The 20,161-nt window shown below is 49.1% G+C and carries 14 protein-coding genes; 5 read left to right on the plus strand and 9 right to left on the minus strand.

The genetic code is table 11. The features are described 5' to 3' along the window. Positions 1-10 precede the first annotated feature (10 nt). The gene (locus tag H7F15_RS07150) at positions 11-2,413 is read right to left on the minus strand and encodes a TonB-dependent receptor (protein ID WP_185196269.1); all 2,403 of its coding nucleotides are present in this window, start codon (positions 2,411-2,413) and stop codon (positions 11-13) included. Between the two features lie 191 nt (positions 2,414-2,604). On the opposite strand from H7F15_RS07150, the gene H7F15_RS07155 reads away from it, so the two are divergent. After that, positions 2,605-2,901 (plus strand): hypothetical protein, encoded by a 297-nt coding sequence (locus H7F15_RS07155; protein ID WP_185196270.1) that lies wholly within the window; start codon positions 2,605-2,607, stop codon positions 2,899-2,901. A gap of 59 nt (positions 2,902-2,960) precedes the next feature. Here the strand turns inward: H7F15_RS07155 and paaN are convergent, their stop codons facing one another. Beyond that, entirely contained in the window at positions 2,961-4,634 is a 1,674-nt protein-coding gene (paaN, locus tag H7F15_RS07160) for a phenylacetic acid degradation protein PaaN (RefSeq protein WP_185196271.1), read from the minus strand. Between the two features lie 190 nt (positions 4,635-4,824). On the opposite strand from paaN, the gene H7F15_RS07165 reads away from it, so the two are divergent. Continuing rightward, entirely contained in the window at positions 4,825-8,139 is a 3,315-nt protein-coding gene (locus H7F15_RS07165; protein ID WP_185196272.1) for a S8 family serine peptidase, read from the plus strand. 185 nt (positions 8,140-8,324) lie between these two features. On the opposite strand, the gene H7F15_RS07170 is transcribed toward H7F15_RS07165, so the two are convergent. Continuing rightward, positions 8,325-10,604, minus strand: a complete 2,280-nt coding sequence (locus tag H7F15_RS07170; RefSeq protein ID WP_185196273.1) for an aconitate hydratase — start codon at positions 10,602-10,604, stop codon at positions 8,325-8,327. Between the two features lie 171 nt (positions 10,605-10,775). Here H7F15_RS07170 and H7F15_RS07175 point away from each other — a divergent pair, with 171 nt between their 5' ends. Then, the gene (locus tag H7F15_RS07175) at positions 10,776-12,053 is read left to right on the plus strand and encodes a peroxiredoxin (RefSeq protein WP_255481130.1); all 1,278 of its coding nucleotides are present in this window, start codon (positions 10,776-10,778) and stop codon (positions 12,051-12,053) included. A 308-nt stretch (positions 12,054-12,361) separates the two neighbouring features. Here the strand turns inward: H7F15_RS07175 and H7F15_RS07180 are convergent, their stop codons facing one another. After that, positions 12,362-12,979, minus strand: a complete 618-nt coding sequence (locus tag H7F15_RS07180) for a class I SAM-dependent methyltransferase (protein WP_185196274.1) — start codon at positions 12,977-12,979, stop codon at positions 12,362-12,364. Between the two features lie 357 nt (positions 12,980-13,336). Continuing rightward, positions 13,337-14,314, minus strand: coding sequence for a polyprenyl synthetase family protein (locus tag H7F15_RS07185; protein ID WP_185196275.1), 978 nt, complete (start codon positions 14,312-14,314; stop codon positions 13,337-13,339). Between the two features lie 312 nt (positions 14,315-14,626). Here H7F15_RS07185 and H7F15_RS07190 point away from each other — a divergent pair, with 312 nt between their 5' ends. Both H7F15_RS07190 and folK read left to right on the plus strand, forming a co-directional pair. Continuing rightward, entirely contained in the window at positions 14,627-15,484 is an 858-nt protein-coding gene (locus H7F15_RS07190; RefSeq protein WP_185196276.1) for a S9 family peptidase, read from the plus strand. Beyond that, positions 15,477-15,959 (plus strand): 2-amino-4-hydroxy-6-hydroxymethyldihydropteridine diphosphokinase, encoded by a 483-nt coding sequence (folK, locus tag H7F15_RS07195; protein ID WP_185196277.1) that lies wholly within the window; start codon positions 15,477-15,479, stop codon positions 15,957-15,959. The genes H7F15_RS07190 and folK overlap by 8 nt, the downstream gene beginning before the upstream one ends. Before the next feature lie 17 nt (positions 15,960-15,976). On the opposite strand, the gene H7F15_RS07200 is transcribed toward folK, so the two are convergent. The 4 genes from H7F15_RS07200 to H7F15_RS07215 form a co-directional block, all read right to left on the minus strand. After that, positions 15,977-16,408, minus strand: coding sequence for a hypothetical protein (locus H7F15_RS07200; protein ID WP_185196278.1), 432 nt, complete (start codon positions 16,406-16,408; stop codon positions 15,977-15,979). A gap of 55 nt (positions 16,409-16,463) precedes the next feature. Continuing rightward, on the minus strand, positions 16,464-17,258 hold the full coding sequence (locus H7F15_RS07205) for an alpha/beta fold hydrolase (protein ID WP_185196279.1): 795 nt from the start codon (positions 17,256-17,258) through the stop codon (positions 16,464-16,466). A gap of 154 nt (positions 17,259-17,412) precedes the next feature. Continuing rightward, on the minus strand, positions 17,413-18,189 hold the full coding sequence (locus H7F15_RS07210; RefSeq protein ID WP_185196280.1) for a TIGR02757 family protein: 777 nt from the start codon (positions 18,187-18,189) through the stop codon (positions 17,413-17,415). Positions 18,190-19,140: 951 nt separating this feature from the next. Beyond that, on the minus strand, positions 19,141-20,151 hold the full coding sequence (locus tag H7F15_RS07215) for a LysM peptidoglycan-binding domain-containing protein (RefSeq protein WP_185196281.1): 1,011 nt from the start codon (positions 20,149-20,151) through the stop codon (positions 19,141-19,143). Positions 20,152-20,161: the final 10 nt, after the last annotated feature.

A 20,161-nucleotide genomic window follows, 5' to 3' on the forward strand; every position in this document is an offset into this window, starting at 1 on the left:
TTTTTTATCTTTAAAAACGCACTCCAATGGTACCCTGCACATTAATTGGTGCACCCGGCATAATAGCTGTAGCAGACTGCGATCCGTCGTAGGACTTCACATCTGTCAGGTTTTTCACGTTAATGGCGGCATGGTACTTATGGTTGTCGTAGTACACGGTGGCATCAATCCGGGTATAACCTGGCAGTCGAAAACTATCGGTCGCATCAACCGGGCGGTCGCCGAAACTGGTGAAACCACCACCAAAGCCCAACCCGCGCAAGGTGCCACTCTGCAGCTCGTAGGTTGTCCAGAGGCTGCCGCTGTGCTTGCTCACTCCCCTGAAAGCCGTACCTACCAATGTGGCATTATCCGGTCTTACAATGTCCTTTGTGGTGCGGGCATCGGTATAACTATAGGTAGCGATCAGGTTCAGACCCGCAGCGATTTCACCGGTCACGTCGGCTTCAAAACCTTCGCTGCGCACCTCGCCTACCTGCGTTACCAGTCCGGCATAGCGCGGGTCATCTTTAGCACGCAGGTCTTCCAGCGGTACGTTCTGGCGTGTAATGTTAAAGTAAGCGGCTTTAATATTGATCTTGTCATTTACCAGACCGGCTTTAATTCCTGCTTCTATCAGGTCAGAAGTTACAGGTTTTAACGACTCGGTTACAACAGTAGCTCCATCAGCGCTAAGGCCGACAGCAGATCTGCCAACTTCCGGCTGAAAGCCTTTTGACCAGTTACCGTAAACCGATAACGGGCCTACCACCTCGTACAATACGCCCACACGCGGGTTAAAAGCAGTATTGCGTTGCGATGTAGTCTTAACATCCTTAAAGTTCTCTGTCTCCTGTTCCCATATATCGTAGCGGGCGCCCAGCAACAGTTTCAGTTTTTGACTAACCGACAGGAAATCCTGTACATAAAAGCCGGTGAGGGTGGTGTTATCGCGGTAATCATCTGCCAGTTTTATAGTGTTCAGAGGCTTTGGCAGACGGCTGTACTGCGGGTTAAAAATATCAAGAGTATCGTAAGTGCCGCGCTTGTACCAGATATCGTACATTGATTTTGCCAGCTCCACACCTACCACTATTTTATGCTCCAACGCTGCGCCGGTATTAAATGTGGCGTATAGTTCGTTCTGAGTAGCAAAGTTGCGCTCAAAGTTGTACTGGTCCTGCAGGCGACGGATCACTTTGCCATTGGCATCCACTCTGTTTCCGTTAGCATCTTTCACCTTCAGCGTGCCCTGCGATTCTACTACTGTTCTTTCTTCGGAAGAATACGTGAAACTGGAAGCGTGGCGCAGGCTGAAAATATCGTTGAAACGATGCTGCAGGTTATATTGTGCCAGTCGGTTCTGGTGCTTTCCTTTATTATCCGGCTCCCCGATCGAGCGGTTTGCCGGTACATCGGCTATCACGCCGTTAAAAGCAACTATACCTCTGTCCGATGCCTGGTTGTGGTCCAGGTACTCTCCTTCTACTGTCAGGGATGTTCTTTCAGAGAAATCGTAGGTAAAGGCGGGAGCAACAAAAAAGCGCTTGGTTGATACAAAATCGCGGTAGGTATCGCCTTTTTCGAACACAGCATTTAACCTGTACTTCAGCGATTTGTCATCGTTCAGGGCACCACCGAAGTCGATGGCCGGACGGAACTGTCCGAAGCTGTTGGCAGTAAGCTGGAAATCGTAAAACGTAAAGGCTGTTGGTTTTTTGGTGGTAATATTTACCATCCCGCCCGGGTCGCTGACACCATATAGTACAGAGGCCGGGCCTTTCATTACTTCTATCTGCTGGATGTTGGCAGTCTCGCGGAAAGTACGTACGCTGTTCCGGAAGCCGTTCTTGAAGATACTTTCGGTGCTTGTCCTGAAGCCGCGGATCTGGAAAATATCGGTACGGCCGCCAAAACCTGTTTCCATCGTTACGCCGCTCACATTACGCATAGCATCATCCAGTCGCACTACCTGCATCTGGTCCATGGCACGGCGCGAAATGATCTGTACCGACTGTGGCACCGATTTTAAAGGCGCTTCCATTTTAGTGGCTGTAGAGCCAATGGGCTGCACAAACTCTCCGCTTTTGCTGGCAGTAACTGTAATTTCGGCCAGGGCAGTTGCCGACGAAGGCAGTAACAGGTAAACCGTTTTAGTAGTACCGGCGGTTACCTCCACCTCATGCTTTACCGTAGCGTAACCAATACCCGAAGCCACCAGCGTATAGTTGCCCGGAGTAATGTTCTTCAGGGCATATTTTCCTTCTTCGTCGGTGCTGGTGCCCGTGGAGGTGCCCTGCAAGGCAACGGTTATGCCGATCAGCGGCTCATTTCGTTCTGATACGATGCGCCCTTCAATTCGACCTGTGCTTTGTGCCAGGGCAAAATGGGCTGCAAAAAATAAGATCAATACAGTATATAGATGTCGGGACATGTTTTTATTTAGATTAATTCTAAGAAGAAGCAAAAGTAAGGAGCTATTTACTAAGTGCAAATATTTATTTAGATTTTTTCTAAATAGAGTTTAAACATGGGTTAAAACACCCGTAGACGGGCTATAGTTATATCCTTTTAGGGCGCAGGCAAGTATGTAGGATGTATACATTAACCTGAAAACAGCAACGTATGGATACCTATAACCTGAAACCGGAGCACATGCGAGCGCCCGACCATCTCACCCGCGAAGAGATACAGAAAAGCCTGAACGAGCTGGACAGCAAAATAAAAGTGTTGCGCGCTAAAGTAAACGCCACCACTGCCGACTCCAGCCACACTTACCACGAACACATCGCAGCCCTCGAGAAAAAGCGTGAACTGATAGCCCAGAAACTGGAAGACAAGGAAGATAACCAGGACAAGTGGCAGAACCTGCGCACCGGGCTGGACAAGCTGAAAAACGACATAGAGAACCTGTTTAAATAGAAAAACCCCGGCTGCCTGCTCAGGCAACCGGGGTTTTTACATAATAGAACTATAGTTTATTAACCAACCGCAGGCTCGCGGAAGCCAACCCAGGTAAAGCGCTTAATCACAAACTCAGGATTTGTGAAAGAGGCATTACCCGCCGGATTGCCACCGGTTACGTGGAAATCGGAGAAGCTGGCATTCTGGTTTACATAGATACCTCCCGTCAGGTTAAAGCTTACCGGTGTTCCGGCCAGGGCCATTTCGTCCATTATCTTATCCTTCACAACTGGGTCAGTGGTGTAGGCACCGCAGGAAATAGCGCCGTGCTCACGGGCCATGTCGCTGGCAATAGCAATGCTCTCGTCGGTATCTTTGGTTTTGATCACCAGCATGATCGGGCCGAACAGTTCGCGGCTGTAAGCTTCCTTGTTGGCTGCTTCCACTTCATAAATAACTGGTGTGCAGGTACGGGCATTGGCAAACATCGGGTTACTGAAATCGCAGGTTGAAAGAATGGCTTTGCCACCAATGCTGTCAGCTTCCTGCACGCGTGTAGCTGTTGCCGGGTTCTGGATAGCGCCTAAAATATGTGGTCCTGCTTTCGGGTTGTTTACCAGGCCACTTACGGCATCGGCCAGTTTCTGCACCACTTCGTCGTAAGGCACGGTCTCGCCACCTACTTTTATGCCTTTTTCCGGGATAAAGAAGTTCTGCGGAGCAGTACACATCTGGCCGGAATATAAGCTGATAGAGAAGGCCAGGTTCTGCGCTACTTTGTCCAGGTCATCCACGGAATCAAGGATAATGGAGTTAACGCCGGCTTTCTCCGTAAATACAGTTTTGCCTTTCAGGCTCTCGATATAGTTACCGAACTCGGTGCCGCCGGTATAGTCGATCAGTTTTACCTTCGGATCTTCGGCCAGGTCTTTCGCGATCAGCCTGTCGTCGGCATCTACAGCCAGTTGGCAGATGTTCGGGTTCAGGCCGTTTTCTGCCAGCACCTTCTGCACTTCAGCTACAACTATAGCTATTGGCAATACCGCTTTCGGGTGAGGCTTCACGATAACCGGGTTGCCGGTAACAAGGCTCGCGTACATGCCTGGCACGGTGTTCCAGGTAGGGAAGGTAGAGCAGCCAATAACCAGGGCTACGCCTTTCGGTACGGCTTTCCAGGTCTTGTTCAGTTTCAGGTTATACTTGCCCATCGGCTTTTCCCAGGCAGTGCTTTCCGGGAAACGGGTCTGCTCCTCGTAACCGGCAGCAATAGCCTCTAGCGCACGGTCAGCAGCATGTGGCCCCGATGCCTGGAACGACATCATATAGGCCTGCCCGGTGGTGTGCATGGTAGCATAAGCGATCTCGAAAAAGCGGCTCTTCATGCGCTCCAGCGTCTCCATCAGCAGTGCTGCGCGGTCTGCCGGTGCTACTTTACGCCACTGGTGAAAAGCTTCCTCCGCCCTTGTGATCAGGGTTTCAGGTGCGAAGTAAGGATATTTTATGCCCAGCGACTGCTGCTCGTACGGAGATTCCTCCTGCCCTGCCCAGCTTTCCGGGTTTTCCTGCAGCAGTTCTCCGAACTTATTATTCAGGTGCTTTGTATAGTTTTCACGGCCTTCCTTGTCGGCAGTTTCTCCGTAAATATCCGGCATCGGATTCTCAGGGTAATGGGCAAAAAAGGTGCGCTCGTGCAGGGCACGTACCGCCGTATCAAGTGTATGTTTGTGTTTGTCTGCTAAATTAGTCGCCATAGTTTTCAGTTATACTTAATTTTTTAGGTCTGTCTTGTTCGGGGTGTGGTAAGTTACGTAAAAAAAAGAAAAGGTTAGATTGTTGTTGGATAAATCGCCTTATATTTAACATGGTGATTTTACTACTTCGCTCCCGCTTCATCTGAGTTGCCGGACTTTGTAAACTTTAGCTTTAAAACGTTTGATATAGATGTCTACTCTTATTCTGGTTAATGGCCGTTTCTGGCGGCTTATAGTTGCCTGCCTGCTTTTACTTGCAGTGCCTGCCCTGGCACAGCAGCCGACTACTCATGAGGCTAAAACCAAACCTCTTACTGTTGTTTACAAGCTTAAAACCGACCGGACCGCGGCCCGGGCTGCAGCTAATGACTTGCCACAGGCTTTGAAACAGATCGGAGCCAGCAATGTTCACCAGAAGTTTCCGCAGGCAGCCGCCAGCACTACTACGGCCCGCCGCGCTTCCGAAACCGACATTACCCGCATTTACCAGGCTACCTATAGTTCGGAACTCAGCTTTGAACAGGTGCAGCGCGCCCTGCTTGCTACCGGCCAGGTTGCCTATGCCGAACCGGTTTACCTGCGCGAGCCTTTCCATGCTGTTTCCGACCCTTTTGCAGATTCTACCAAAACCACGGCCTATTACCTGAAGCTGGTGAAAGCCTACGGCGCCTGGGATATAACACATGGCGACACCAACGTTGTGATCGGCGTAATTGATACCGGTTTCCGGATAGACCACCAGGACCTGAAGAATAACATCAAATACAACTATGCCGACCCTATTGATGGCATAGACAACGATAACGATGGCTACACCGACAACTTTGCCGGCTGGGACTTTGCCGATAACGATAACAACGTACAATCTGCGCCGCGCTGGGGCAGCCACGGCATGATGGTAGCCGGTGTGGCCGGAGCCACGCCAGATAATGCAACCGGTGTGGCTGGTATTGGCTATAGTACTAAAATTCTGCCGCTCAAGGTATTTTCTTCTTCTTCCGATGGAGCTTTTGGCGGCGGCTATGATGCTATAGTTTATGCTGTAAGAAAAGGCTGTAAAATCATCAACCTGTCGTGGGGCGGCGAAGGCTTTTCGCAGTACGAGCAGGACATCATTAACTATGCCGTACTGGACAACGACGTTGTGATCGTTTCGGCGGGTGGTAACGTAAAGCGGAAGGCCAACTACTACCCTGCTTCTTATGCCAATGTGCTGTCGGTAGCGGGCTCGGACCGGAACGATAACAAATATACCGATTATACCTGGAGCCACTACATTGACCTGATGGCGCCCAGCATCGATATCTACTCCACTACCGCTACCAGTACCAGTTCGTATGGCTACGGCTGGGGCAGCTCTTTTGCCTCACCCATGGTAGCCGGAGCGGCAGCGCTGGTACGCGCCCGCTACCCCGAGCTGAATGCCCAACAGGTAATGGAGCGCATCCGGGTTACCACCGACCCTACCACCGGCCAGCCGGCTAACCAACCCTACTTTGGTATGATCGGCACCGGCCGACTTAACATAAAAAAAGCACTAAAGCTAAATAACCTGAAGGCTGCACGCTGCACCACCTTTGGTGTGGCCGGCAACCGGTCAGCACAAGCTGGCAGCACTGTTCCTTTCCTGGCTACTTTTCAGAACATCCTGGACCCGGTAAGCAACCTGTACGTAAGCCTTAGTTCCGCATCGCCTTACGTCACGATCGCTAATCCCAACCTATCCCTCGGTTCGATGGCAACCATGGCTACTGCCGATAACCACCAGGATCCGTTCCAGGTTACTATCTCTCCCGATGTTCCGCTTAACACAACTATAGCATTCCGGCTTTACTTTACCGATGGCGACTACCGCGATTTCCAGTACTTTGAAATAACCGTTAACCCCGAATTTCATACCCTGGATGCCAACGACCTGCGCATTACGGTCAACAGCAAAGGCAACCTGGGTTACGACGGCCTGAACTTTACACGCGGTGTGGGCATGCAGTACAAGGGCAGCAGCTCGCTTTTGTTCGAAGGCGGCCTGATGATCGGGACTTCACCGGAGCGTGTATCGGATAACCTGCGCAATGCCCAGTGGCAGAACGATGGCGATTTTACTGTTGTGAAGCCCGCCCGCATCAACTATAGCTCGGCGGTGGCAACACAGGAAGTACGCGGCGTTTTCCAGGACATTTACCCCTCAACCAGTACAGTGGGTGTAGAAGTGGTACACCGCTCGCTGGCCTGGAACAGCGCTGCTGACCAGGATTACATCATCCAAGAGTTCATCATCAAAAACGTGACAGCAGATACGCTTAAAAATGTAGCCACGGCCCTGTTTGCCGACTGGGATATAGGAGTTTATTACCAGAACGCGGCCGACTGGGATGATTCCCGTAAGTTGGGATATGCCTATAACCTGTCGGGTGCTTATCCGCTGGCTGGTATAAAGCTGCTTACTCCACAGGCCCCTGTTTATTATGCCATCGATAACTTAGGAGAAGCCGGAAGCATAGCGGTAGAAGATGGTTTTACCAATGCCGAAAAATATGCCCTGATGGCCAACGGCGTAGCACGCACGAAAGCAAATGGCTTCGGGAATGGCAACAACGTATCGCATGTGGTTGGCGGGAAACTGGGCAACCTGGCTCCCGGCGCATCCCAAACTATAACCTTTGCCATCCTGTCCGGCGACAACCTCGAAGCCCTGCAGCAGCACGCCGACGCGGCCCAGCAGAAGTATGTACAGATCAAGAGTGGTCCGGTACCTGTGGCCATTCACGAAACGATTTGCCAGGGAGGCAGCTTTACCTGGGAGCCAGGCAGTGGTACCAACTATAGATTTTATGCCGATGCCGATAAGCAAACCTTGCTGGGCGAAGGCGCAGCCTATACCATAGAAGATTTCAGCGGACCACTTACCCTTTATGCTGCCAACGCAGATTCTTTGTTTGAGAGCGCTGTGTCGCCGGCTACCTTTAGTTTGCCCCAGGCCCCGGAAGCAGATTTTGAAGTGGAGACGGTAACTATTTTTGCAGAAACTCCGGTTCAGTTCCTGGATAAAAGCACAAACAGCGCCAGCTGGTACTGGGAATTTGCACCGGGAGCTACCTCATTTGAACAAAATCCGGTGTTTATGTACCAGGAGCAAGGCAAGGTTACCATTCAACTACATACCCGCGACGAAAGTGGCTGCCTCGAGGACAGTATTTCCAAAACGTTTATAGTTCGCGCTCCTCTATCGGAAAATGAAGCAGAGCGATACGCACAGATGACGGACGTATTTCCGAACCCTGCAAAAAATACCGTTCACATTAACTGGGCAGCTGATGCAAGCGCCGGTACAACTCCTGCTATCTGGTTTACCGATCAGGTTGGCCGTAAATTTACGCTGCCTGTAAAAAGCGAAGGCACCAAGGATATTGAGTTTGACGTAAGCAACCTCGCAAATGGCCTTTACATTGCTCATTTCACGTACAGGAACACCAACTTTATCAAGCGGATCGTGGTGCTGCGTTAGGCACAAACTATAGCCAGGCATCTTACTTGGTCCGGGAAGGCAGGCAACTATAGTCTGAACGATAGTTTACAGCAAAGGCCGACTTCTTCTTTACATACCCTGGATTTGCTATCAGATAAAACAGCCCAAAACAAAAAGGCCCTACCGATTGGCAGGGCCTTTTGTATTATAGTCAGCAGCTAAGCTTATGCGTTAGCGTTCTGCTTTTGCTGTAAACGGATCAGGTTAAGTGCTGAACCTGCTTTGAACCACTCGATCTGTCCTTCGTTGTAGGTATGGTTAACCTGGATCACATCTTTAGAACCATCTTTGTGGTTAAGTACAACTTTTAACGGAGTACCCGGCGCAAAGCTTTCTAGACCCAGGATGTCGATAGTGTCGTTCTCCTCGATCAGGTCGTAGTCCGCTTTATTGTTGAACGTTAAGGCAAGCATACCCTGCTTTTTCAGGTTGGTTTCGTGGATACGCGCGAATGACTTCACGATAACGGCACGAACCCCCAGGAAGCGCGGCTCCATGGCAGCATGCTCACGAGATGAACCTTCGCCATAGTTCTCATCACCAACTACAACAGTACCGATGCCAGCTGCTTTGTACGTACGGGCAGTTGCAGGCACAGCATCATAACCACGGGTCATGTCGTTGTAAACCTTGTTAGCTTCACCGTTAAACGCGTTTATCGCACCGATCAGCATGTTGTTGGAGATGTTGTCCAGGTGACCACGGTATTTCAACCATGGACCAGCCATCGAGATATGGTCGGTAGTACACTTACCCTGTGCTTTAATAAGCAGCTTCAGACCTTTCAGATCAGTTCCTTCCCATGGCTTAAAGCCTTCCAGTAACTGCAGACGATCAGACTTCGGATCAACTACCACTTCTACTGTGCTGCCATCTTCTGCTGGCGCTACATAACCTGCATCTTCCACAGCAAATCCATTAACCGGTAACTCAATACCGCGTGGCTCATCCAGTTTTACCTGCTGGCCATCTTTGTTGGTTAAGGTATCAGTAAGCGGGTTGAAAGTAAGGTCGCCGGCAATTGCAAAAGCAGTCACGATCTCTGGCGATGCCACGAACGCGTGTGTGTTCGGGTTACCATCGTTACGCTTGGCAAAGTTACGGTTGAACGATGTGATGATAGAGTTCTTACGGGTTGGATCGTCGGTGTGACGAGCCCACTGGCCGATGCACGGACCGCAGGCGTTAGCCAATACAACACCACCCATCTGGGCAAATGTATCTAAAAGACCATCGCGGGCAGTAGTGTAACGTACCATTTCAGAACCCGGCGTGATAGTGAACTCTGCCTGTGCAACCAGGTTTTTAGATACCGCCTGCTCTGCAATAGACGCAGCGCGTGTAAGGTCTTCGTAAGATGAGTTGGTACAAGAACCGATCAGACCTACTTCCAGTTTAGCTGGCCAGCCGTGCTCTTTCACTACAGCAGCGAATTGAGAAATTGGCCATGCCGCATCCGGCGTAAATGGTCCGTTTACGTGTGGCTCCAGTGTAGAAAGATCAATCTCGATCAGTTGATCGTAGAAAGAAGCCGGATCAGCGTATACTTCATCATCAGCGCGCAGGTGCTCAGCTACTTCATCAGCCATCTGAACGATCTCTTCGCGGTTTGTAGAGTTTAAGTACGCACGCATGCTGTTGTCGTAAGCAAATACCGAAGTAGTTGCACCGATCTCAGCACCCATGTTACAGATCGTACCTTTACCAGTACAAGACATAGCCTCTGCACCTTCACCGAAATACTCCACGATAGCACCAGTACCACCTTTTACAGTAAGGATACCAGCCACTTTCAGGATAACGTCTTTCGGAGATGTCCAGCCGTTCAGTTTACCTGTCAGCTTTACACCAATTACTTTCGGGAATTTAAGCTCCCAGGCCATACCGGCCATTACGTCCACGGCATCAGCACCACCAACACCGATCGCTACCATACCCAGACCACCAGCGTTAGGTGTGTGTGAGTCCGTACCGATCATCATACCACCCGGGAACGCATAGTTCTCTAAAACTACCTGGTGAATGATACCTGCGCCCGGCTTCCAGAAACCGATGCCATACTTGTTTGATACCGAAGCCAGGAAGTCGTAAACTTCTTTGTTCTCCGAGTAAGCGTCTCTCAGATCTGAATCTGCGCCTGTGCGGGCCTGGATCAGGTGATCGCAGTGTACTGTAGACGGAACCGCTACAGTAGGCTTGCCAGCCTGCATGAACTGAAGCAAGGCCATCTGTGCCGTGGCATCCTGCATCGCTACTCTGTCCGGAGCGAAATCCACGTAAGATTTTCCGCGCTCATAAGCCTGCGACGCGTTGCCTTCGTATAGGTGTGCATACAGGATCTTTTCAGTCAGAGTCAGCGGTCTGCCAACTGTATTACGGGCAGCCGAAATACGCTCGCCCATACCGGCATAAACTGCCTTGATCATTCCTAAATCAAATGCCATAGTTTTGCTATTGTTAATGTATAAAATGCTTCTTTTCTGAAGTTCACAAATGTACGAAATATGCAGGCTATTCAGCAACATTAGCTTGCACGAATATAACCTTTACACTATAAACAAGTTCAGGGCGTTCCTTGTTTGGCTTTTACAGATCCGATGACGTAATTTTACCCCATGAAACGTACCTATTCTAATACTTCTGCAAGGCTTATTTTGTTATTTGTCCTGCTGCTAACTATAGGATTTACATCCTGTAACCAAAATAAAATGGAGGCTACCAACCAAACGATAAAAACCGGTACCTGGCGCGTTGCCCTGCAACATGCCGGCGGGGTAGAAATTCCGTTTATTATGGAAGCCGAAACCCGCAACGACAGCACTATTTTATACCTTGTGAATGGCGAAGAGCGCATCCTGGTAGACGAGATCACGAACGTAGGAGATTCTGTAAAGATCAGGCTCCACATATTTGATGCAGACCTGATTGCGAAAGTAGACGATGGTAAAATGGCTGGCCGCTTTGTGCGCAACGACCTTTCTTACCCATATTCAGTGCCTTTTACTGCGGAGCATGGCAACACCAACCGCTTTAAGGCTGACCCGGCTGCTGCAAACTATAGTTACGATGGCAAATGGGAAGTAGTGTTTACCGATACAACCGGCAATAGCTACAAAGCAGTTGGTGTTTTTGAGCAGGACAACAACAAAGTAACCGGCACTTTCCTGACCGAAACCGGAGACTACAGATATCTGGATGGCCAGGTAGATGGCGATAAGCTAAACCTCTCTACCTTCGATGGTAATCACGCTTACTTATTTACAGCCACTCCGGAAGATGAGAACACGCTGAAAGGCAACTTCTACTCGGGCATGAACTATACCGAAACCTGGACTGCCAAACGTAATGCAAATGCCGCATTGGCCGACGCCAACAAACTCACCTTCTTAAAGCCGGGCTATGAAAAACTGGATTTTACTTTCCCGGACATAGACGGCAACGGAAACATTTCGCTGAGCGACGACAAGTACAAAGGCAAAGTAGTAATTGTGCAGCTGCTTGGCTCGTGGTGCCCTAACTGTATGGATGAAACCAAGTTCCTGGCGCCTTACTACGACAAGAACAAGGCCCGCGGCCTGGAGATAATCGGGTTAGGATTTGAGCGCAGCCCGGAATTCGAAAAAGCAGCCCCACGCCTGCAGAAAATGAAGGACCGCATGAATGTGAACTATGACCTGGCAGTAGCCGGCATTTCCGATAAAGAAGCAGCCGCCAAAGCCCTGCCTGCGCTAAATCACGTGCTCTCCTTCCCGACCACCATTTACATTGGCCGCGATGGTAAAGTGCGCAAGATACACACCGGCTTCTCGGGCCCCGGCACCGGCAAATACTACGAAGACTGGGTAGCTGATTTCAACAAGACCATGGACGAACTGCTGGCGGAGAAGATTTAATTGCTGGTTGTTGATTGCTAATTGCTGATTGTTTGATCAGTAACTATAAAACCTCCCCCATGCCCCCTCCTAAAAACTGGAGGGGGTTTTTTATTTGCCCAAACTGCGCAAATTTCGTTGGCGTGGATCTGCGATCCGTGACTTGTCTATAAAGTTAGATTTGTAATCCAACTGGGCGGGACGCCCAACTATAGTTCCACACAAGTCGCAAAGATCCCGAAGCGTTGCGGGGCGAGGACGCTCGCGCCATAATACATGTTAAGCAATGCTTCTCCCTCCCCTGTTTTTAGGGGAGGGTCGGGGTTGGGTTATTTCCTTAACCTGACCAACCTGAACGTGCCATTCAAAGCAGCGGGTTCGTTCAATTCTATCGTCAGATTTGTGTCGCTAACTATAGCTCCGATGCTGCGGTTGATGTCGGAGAACAGGGTGTTGGCAATCTGGTTGAAGAGCCGGCGAACTATAGTTGGTCTCTGTCCGTCCGGCAGAAATTTATCGAAAACAATAACCGTACCACCCGGCTTTAATACCCGCTCTACCTCTTTTATGCAGGTCAACGGGTCTGGTATTACCGCGAGAATCAGGTGGGCAACTATAGCATCAAAACTGTTATCCTCAAACTCCAATTGCTGGCCATTCATTACGCGGGCATCAACCGGAATCTTTAGCTTTTCAGCACGCTGCTGTAGTTTGGTGATCATGCCGGGTGTGATATCAATGGCAGTCAGGTTGATATAGCCTTGCAGGTAAGGCAGGTCCAGGCCGGTGCCGGCGCCGAGTAACAGAATGCTATCGTCGGGTTTAGCTTTCAGCAATTCTACAGACCGCTTTCTGTATTTCCGAAAAATACGGTCGGCGATAAGGTCGTAGATGGGTAAGTACAAGGTGTACCTCAGGCGGTTCCAGGTATTGGTATTCAGACTCATTTTTTCATAGGTTATTTTGCGTGTACAAAACTACCTGATGATCACTACGCTTATTTATAGTTTTACAACTATAGTTTACAGATTTCCGGACCAGTGATTAAAGGGATTTCTCTGATTATTATGATTTCAGGCAAGTAATAAGTAAGATTTTTTCTGAACCGGTATCAATAAGGAATTAATTGATTCAGAATCCAATAATCCGATTTATCCTTTAATCCTGAAAATCATGTTTTAGACAAAAGGTATAACAAAAAAGACGCAACGTATTGCGTCTCTACATCCTATTAATCCAACAAATCCCATTGATCTCGGTTCAGAAAATCCTGTTAAATCAGTCTAATCCTCTTAATCACTGGTCTATTTCTCCCGCTCTATAGTATAGGCGATCAGTTGCTCGAGTGAGCGACGGGAAGGGTTATCCGGGAAGGTGTGCAGAATTTCGAGGGCTTCGGCATGGTAGCGGTTCATAACCTCTACTGTATACTCGATACCGCCGGACTGCTTTACAAAATCAATTACCTGCTGCACGCGCTTGTTGTCGCCGTTGTTATTTTTTACGTTGTAGATCACGCGGCGCTTGGTCAGCCAGTCGGCGTTGCGAAGGGCGTGTATCAATGGCAGGGTCATTTTCTTTTCCTTGATATCGATGCCCACCGGCTTGCCGATCTCAGCGGTACCGTAATCAAAAAGGTCATCTTTTATCTGGAAGGCAATGCCCACTTTCTCGCCAAATAAACGGGCTTTCTCTATTTCTTCTTTTGATGCTCCCGCAGAGGCAGCACCTACAGCACAGCATGAGGCAATCAGCGAGGCAGTTTTCTGACGGATGATATCAAAATACACGGCTTCGTCAATGTCCAGGCGGCGGGCTTTTTCGATCTGCAGCAACTCTCCCTCACTCATTTCACGTACCGCATTCGATACGATCTTCAGCAGTTCGAAATCATCATTGTTCAGTGAAAGCAGCAAGCCTTTCGAGAGCAGGTAATCGCCTACCAACACCGCGATCTTGTTTTTCCAGAGGGCATTTACCGAAAAGAACCCGCGTCTATAGTTGGCGTCGTCTACCACATCGTCGTGCACCAGCGTGGCCGTGTGCAGAAGCTCTATAAGGGCAGCACCGCGGTAAGTGGCATCAGCTATCGTTTCGTGGTATAGTTTGGCCGTGAAGAACACGAACATCGGGCGCATCTGTTTGCCTTTGCGCTTCACGATGTAACTCATGATCCGGTCCAAAAGCAGCACTTTCGACTTCATAGAAGCCCGGAACTTCTTCTCGAAAAGCTCCATCTCGGCCGCTATGGGCGCTTGTATCTGGTTAAGGGTGCTGCTCATGTGTTAAGAGTGCAATATTACGGTCTCCTGTTATGGTTTCCAAACCTGCTTTGCTTAATTGTTAAATTGTTAACTGCTTAAATGGCCGGATACCAGAACTTTTAAGCCGAAATGGATAGACCGTAGTTCGTTTTCATTTTAATAAATGATAGTTTGCAGGAAATTAACGATACTTGAACGGGACTGTTGCGGTAACTTAATCCGACTAATAAACCATCTGGTAATTTAACATTTCAACCAGTACACCATCTAACAATCGGCTATAAAGTTACGTTAAAGCAAGCTACAGAATCACCCGATAAATACAATTTTATGGCAGATACTTTAAAAGTTGACTTTGTGGTATATCCGGAACATGGTCGTCCGTTTACCGCTGATGCTGTGTATGTTCCGTCTGATAAACCGAAGCCGGTGGTGATCTTTACGCACGGTTTTAAAGGCTTTAAAGACTGGGGCCACTTTAACCTGCTGGCGCAGTATTTTGCCGAGCGTGGGTTCGTATTTATAAAGTTTAACTTTGCCTATAACGGCACCACGCTGGAAGATTACTCCGATGTGCACGACCTGGAAGCTTTTGGTAACAACAACTTCTGCCTGGAACTCGACGACCTGAAAGCGCTGATAGACCTGGTGCACAACGTAGAAGGACCGCTGCCTCACAACGAAATGGACCCGGAAAAACTGTTCCTGATCGGGCACAGCCGCGGTGGTGGTTCAGTTATTTTAAAAGCTGCAGAAGATACCCGTATAAAAGCGGTTGCTACCTGGGCGGCGGTTAATAAATTTGACCAGCGCTGGGACGAACTGGAGAACGATAAGTGGCAGAAAGAAGGTGTACAATGGATAACCAATGCCCGCACCGGCCAGAAAATGCCAATGTATTACCAGATAATGGAAAACTACCTGGCCAACCGCCATCGCCTGGAGATACCCAAAGTGATCAAGAACATGCAGCAGCCGTTGCTTATCCTGCACGGCGAAGAAGACGAAACCCTGCCTGTACAAATGGCCCATGACCTGCAAAGCTGGAAACCTGATGCTGAAATGCACCTGCTGCCCGGCGCCGATCACTCGTTCGGCGGGATGCACCCATACGAGAAAAACGAACTGCCCGAAGCAGCCCGTGTTGCTGCAGACTATAGTATAGATTTTTTCAGGAAGCATGCCTAAGCTGTATTTATTGCTGGGAGGCAACCTCGGCAACCGCACCCTATACCTGCAACAAGCCCGCGAAACGATAGCCCAACGTGTCGGAACTATAGTTCAAACATCGGCCATTTACGAGACAGCTGCGTGGGGCAAAACAGACCAACCCAGCTTCCTGAACCAGGTTCTGGAAGTAGAAACTAACCTGAGTGCCGAGGAGGTGCTGCAAACTATAAACCAGATAGAGCACGACCTGGGCCGCGAGCGCCTGGAGCATTGGGGAGCCCGCGTGATCGATATCGACATTCTGTTTTACGATAACCTTGTGCAGCAGACCCAACGCCTGACCATACCGCACCCGCAACTACACCTGCGCCGCTTTACGCTGCTGCCTTTACACGAGATTGCATCGAATCTGATACACCCGGTACTACATCAAACTATAACACAACTGCTGCAGGTATGCCCCGATGAGTTGGAAGTACATGTGGTAGAATAACAGTACCCGGGCTAAGCTCAGATAGTAACTTTACTGGAGGTGGCTTTTGCTTTTGCCCAGATTTTGGCGGTGTTTTCGTCTTCAAAGGCTGCTACCTCAAAAAAGGAACTTACCAGCGGGGCAAATGTATCGAAGGAGGTGCGGCCAAAGATGCCGTACGAAAGGATATGTGCAAAGTATTTAACGCCTAACACTTTGGCCTCGGGCGCCCATTTGTAAACCAGAAAATTGATTCCTACCTCCCAGGGACCAACTTGTTCGTGGGTGTTGTTCACAATTACAGGACAATGTTGTTTCCGGAGCATGGCCAGCAGCAGGTTGCCACCCATCACAATGCTCTCCAACGATTGCACCCCGATCCAGTTGGCATAGATATAGGAATTATCGGCAGCTCTTTGCGCTTCAAAAAAGATATCGCCGTTAAATTTCTTTAATTCCTGTTTATCCATCAATTACCTGGCTGCAAGGCAGCATAAACATGTTATGCCAATCCGGCGCTGCTACTTACTTATTTAAGAAATCCTTTATAGCTATTATAGTTTCGTCTGGAGCGCTGAGATTGGGGCAATGACCTACGGCCTCCATTTGCACAAACCGGCTGCCAGCCACATGCGCATGCACATACCGGCCTACCACTTCCGGAGCGATCACATCGTCTGCGCACTGCAATATCATTGTATCGGTGGTTACCTTATCCAGGTCGTGCCGGTTATCTGATAAAAAGGTGATGCGGGCAAAGTCTTTGGCTACCTCTATGTTGCTGCTACAAAAGCTGTCTGCCAGTTCCTGGCCAAGTTCCGGTCTGTCGGGGTTGCCCATAATTACAGGTGCCATGGTGTTGGCCCAGGTCAGGTAGTCGCTCTCCAGGGTACTTATCAGGCCGTTAATGTTTTCTTCGGTAAAGCCGCCAATGTAATCTTCATCGTTCACATAGCACGGCGACGGGCCGATCAGTACCAGCTTTGCAAACCGCTCCGGTTGTTTGTTAGATGCCAGCACACCGATCATGGCACTTACAGAATGCCCCACAAAGATCACGTCCTGCAGGTTCAGTTCTTCTATAATAGCCAGTACATCGTTGGCGTAGGCCTCCAGCGAGTTGTATTTGCTTATAGAATAGTCCGAAACATCTGAGTTACCAAAGCCAACATGGTCGAAAAGGATGATCTGATAATCGTTCTCGAAGGCAGGCGTAATGTAGCGCCACATTTTCTGGTCGCAACCATAACCATGTGCAAAAAGCATAGGTTGTTTGCCTTGTCCTGATACTTTCACATTCAGTTTCTCGGTAGCTGTCATTGGCGGGAGTTTAGTTATGATTTAAAAGAGCAGAATCACCAAAGGTACACAAAAAAGCAAGTTTAACCACCGATCTTAGAAATTACATACCCGGCGTTCAGCAGCCTCACTTCAAAACTATAGCTCACCAGTTGTTTAAGGCAGATTCTATGGTTTAAAACTTTTCTTCCACACCCAGCCCGAACAGCGCATAATCATATTTAACGGGGTCGGTCGGGTCGAAAGCGCGGAGGTGATCTGTCAGTTCCTCGGCCGTTTGCCAGTCCATGCCTTTTCGTGTGATCAGACCGAGCCGACGGGCCACCCGCTCCACGTGCACATCGCAAGGGCATACCAGGTCGGCTGGTTTCATAGTTTGCCAAATACCAAAATCCACACCGTTGTTGTCCTGGCGCACCATCCACCGCAGGTACATGTTTATGCGTTTACAGGCTGATTTACGTGCCGGTGTAGAGATATGCTTTTTGGTACGGTGGGGCGCATCTTCGAGGCTGAATACCAAGTCGTGGAAGTACATCAGACGGTCTTTCTGGTATCTGATCTCGTTGTGCACGCCTGTAAAAGCGGTCTCGAGGCTCTGGTGCAGGCTATAGTACCAGTTAAAAAAATGGATGAAATAAAGCAGGTCGGTGTCGTTAAAAGTGCGGTGCTTGAAACCCAAGAAGCGTGGCAGGTCCTGCTCCTGGTGGTTAAGAATAAAATCGTGCGGGGCATTGTCCATCAGGTTCATCAGCTTAACGCAGTTGTTGATAATGGTTTTGCGCTGCCCCCAGGCAAGTATAGACGCAAAAAAGCCGCTTATTTCAATGTCCTGCTTTTTTGTGAACCGGTGCGGAATAGATACCGGGTCGTTCGGGATGAAGGCAGGCTGGTTGTATTTCGCCACCCGGTCATCGAGTAAGGCTTTGATGGCAGCAATGTCTTGCTTCATGGGTTTGTGCTTTTAAGCTGAAGTATACGGGTTGTAAAAGTAATTATGAATGCTGAATTATAAATTATGAATGGTTTGTCTGAATCAGGATTTACAGGATTAAAGGATTTTCAGGATTTGGGTGTTGCTATAGTTGGAAGCTATAGTTCTATAGTTGCCGTGGTCCAACCACCCCTGCCCCTCCTTATCCAAGGAGGGGAACTCTGCTACTGTTATAATTGAAGCTATAGTTTCATAGTGATTGTTTTAACACCCCTATAGTCCCCTCAAGGGGACAGTCTCCGTCTATGTTAAAGTTTACGCTATAGTTCTATAGTTACAGCCCACGAACAGGCAGGCGCAGCCTGACAAAAGGAACTACAGCCGCGAACACTAAGCCGATCTGCTACAGCTAAAAGTCAATAGACCAACTATATCTAAGTCGCAAGCTATCGAATTTGATCTCAGTCTTTGGGTTGAGCGCCTTTGACTTGTTGCGGTGCCGTCAGGCAATCCGAGACACGAGGATAGCAAGAAGGCAGCAGCGCGATGCCCGAAGACGGGGCCTCCCGGCCCGGGAGGGAGCCGAGCATACTATAAAACTGTAGGTTAGTAGAGCTCCCAGGATTGGATTTAACTATAGAAAGAAGGCTAGGTTCCAGCAGTAAGCAAAGTCAACTATAGAACTATAGCCTTAGTGCATCAACTATAGGCTGAGATAGATTTCTCGTTACACTCGAAATGACAGTAGTGTGGGATGAACTATAGGATTCATAAGATGGCTCGGCTGTGCTCGACATGACACAAGAAAGATGTAGCTATAGGACAATTATGATCTCTAGTATAACGCTTAGGATGATATATAAAGCTGAAACTCACGATTTGTAATTACGTGATAAACCCTGCTAAAACCATTGAAAAAGCCTGAACATTACTGCCCAGGCTTCATCCTTATTTTAGCTAAACCGACTATTACGGCATATACGACACTTCTACTCTGAACTTCTGATCAACAGCGCCAAGCTTTTGATAAGCCTTTTTAGAGATACGCACGACCACATTGCTGTTGGCACCTGTTTCAGGAAGCTTACCGATCACACGCACATACACTACATTGTTATTCATTGCGTTTTTCACCTGCATAATAGTACCAACCGGGGCCGATTTGTGCAAAGCCAGGTATTTATTGGTATCGGCTTTCGGGTCAATCATTTCAGCCATACCTGTTTCGATCACTTTCTTTACACCCGCTTCCGTTACTGTAGTTCCAGCATCTTCTTCACGCTCACTCACAGCTGTTACCGGAGTTGTATTGGTGGCAGGCTCTGCCACGGTGGCATCTGCAGAAGCAGAAGTAGTGGCAGCAGGTTTAGCAGGTGTGGTGGTGGCTACCGGTTTGTTGGTTACTTCATCATCAGCTTCGGGTACGTAAACTGGCTTGCTGGCAGTTGGCACAGCGCCTTTGCCCACAATTAGCTCAGCACCGATCTCGATGTTGTTGTCAGGCAGTTTGTTCCAGGCTTTCAGATTATCAACAGAAATACCGTGCATGCGCGAAATGCTGTAAAGTGTCTGTCGGGCTTCTACAACATGTATCTTCTCGCCTTTGGCATTTACAGTAAAGGTCCGGTTGCTGGCAGCAGGTACTGCAGTAGTTACCGTAGCTTTAGCAGGGGTGGCAGGCTTTGCATTGGCATTAACAGCAGCCGAAAGCGGTGCCTTGCTCGGGATAAAAACCACCTGGCCGATCTTGATACTTGCCTCAACAGATGGGTTCGACTCCACGATCTGCGACACAGGCACACCATACTTGCGCGATAGGGCATAAAGGGTCTCTTTTGGCTCTACCTTATGCTTCACAAAAAGCTTTCCGTTGCGGCGCTCTATTCCTACCGAGTCGCGGCGGGCCGTAAGCTCCAGGGCCGATGCCGAAAATGCAAATACAGGTGATACTAAAAGAGCAAGTAAAAATATGCGTACCATGGCTAAAAGG

The sequence above is a fragment of the Pontibacter sp. Tf4 genome (genome assembly GCF_014212495.1).
Taxonomy (GTDB): domain Bacteria; phylum Bacteroidota; class Bacteroidia; order Cytophagales; family Hymenobacteraceae; genus Pontibacter.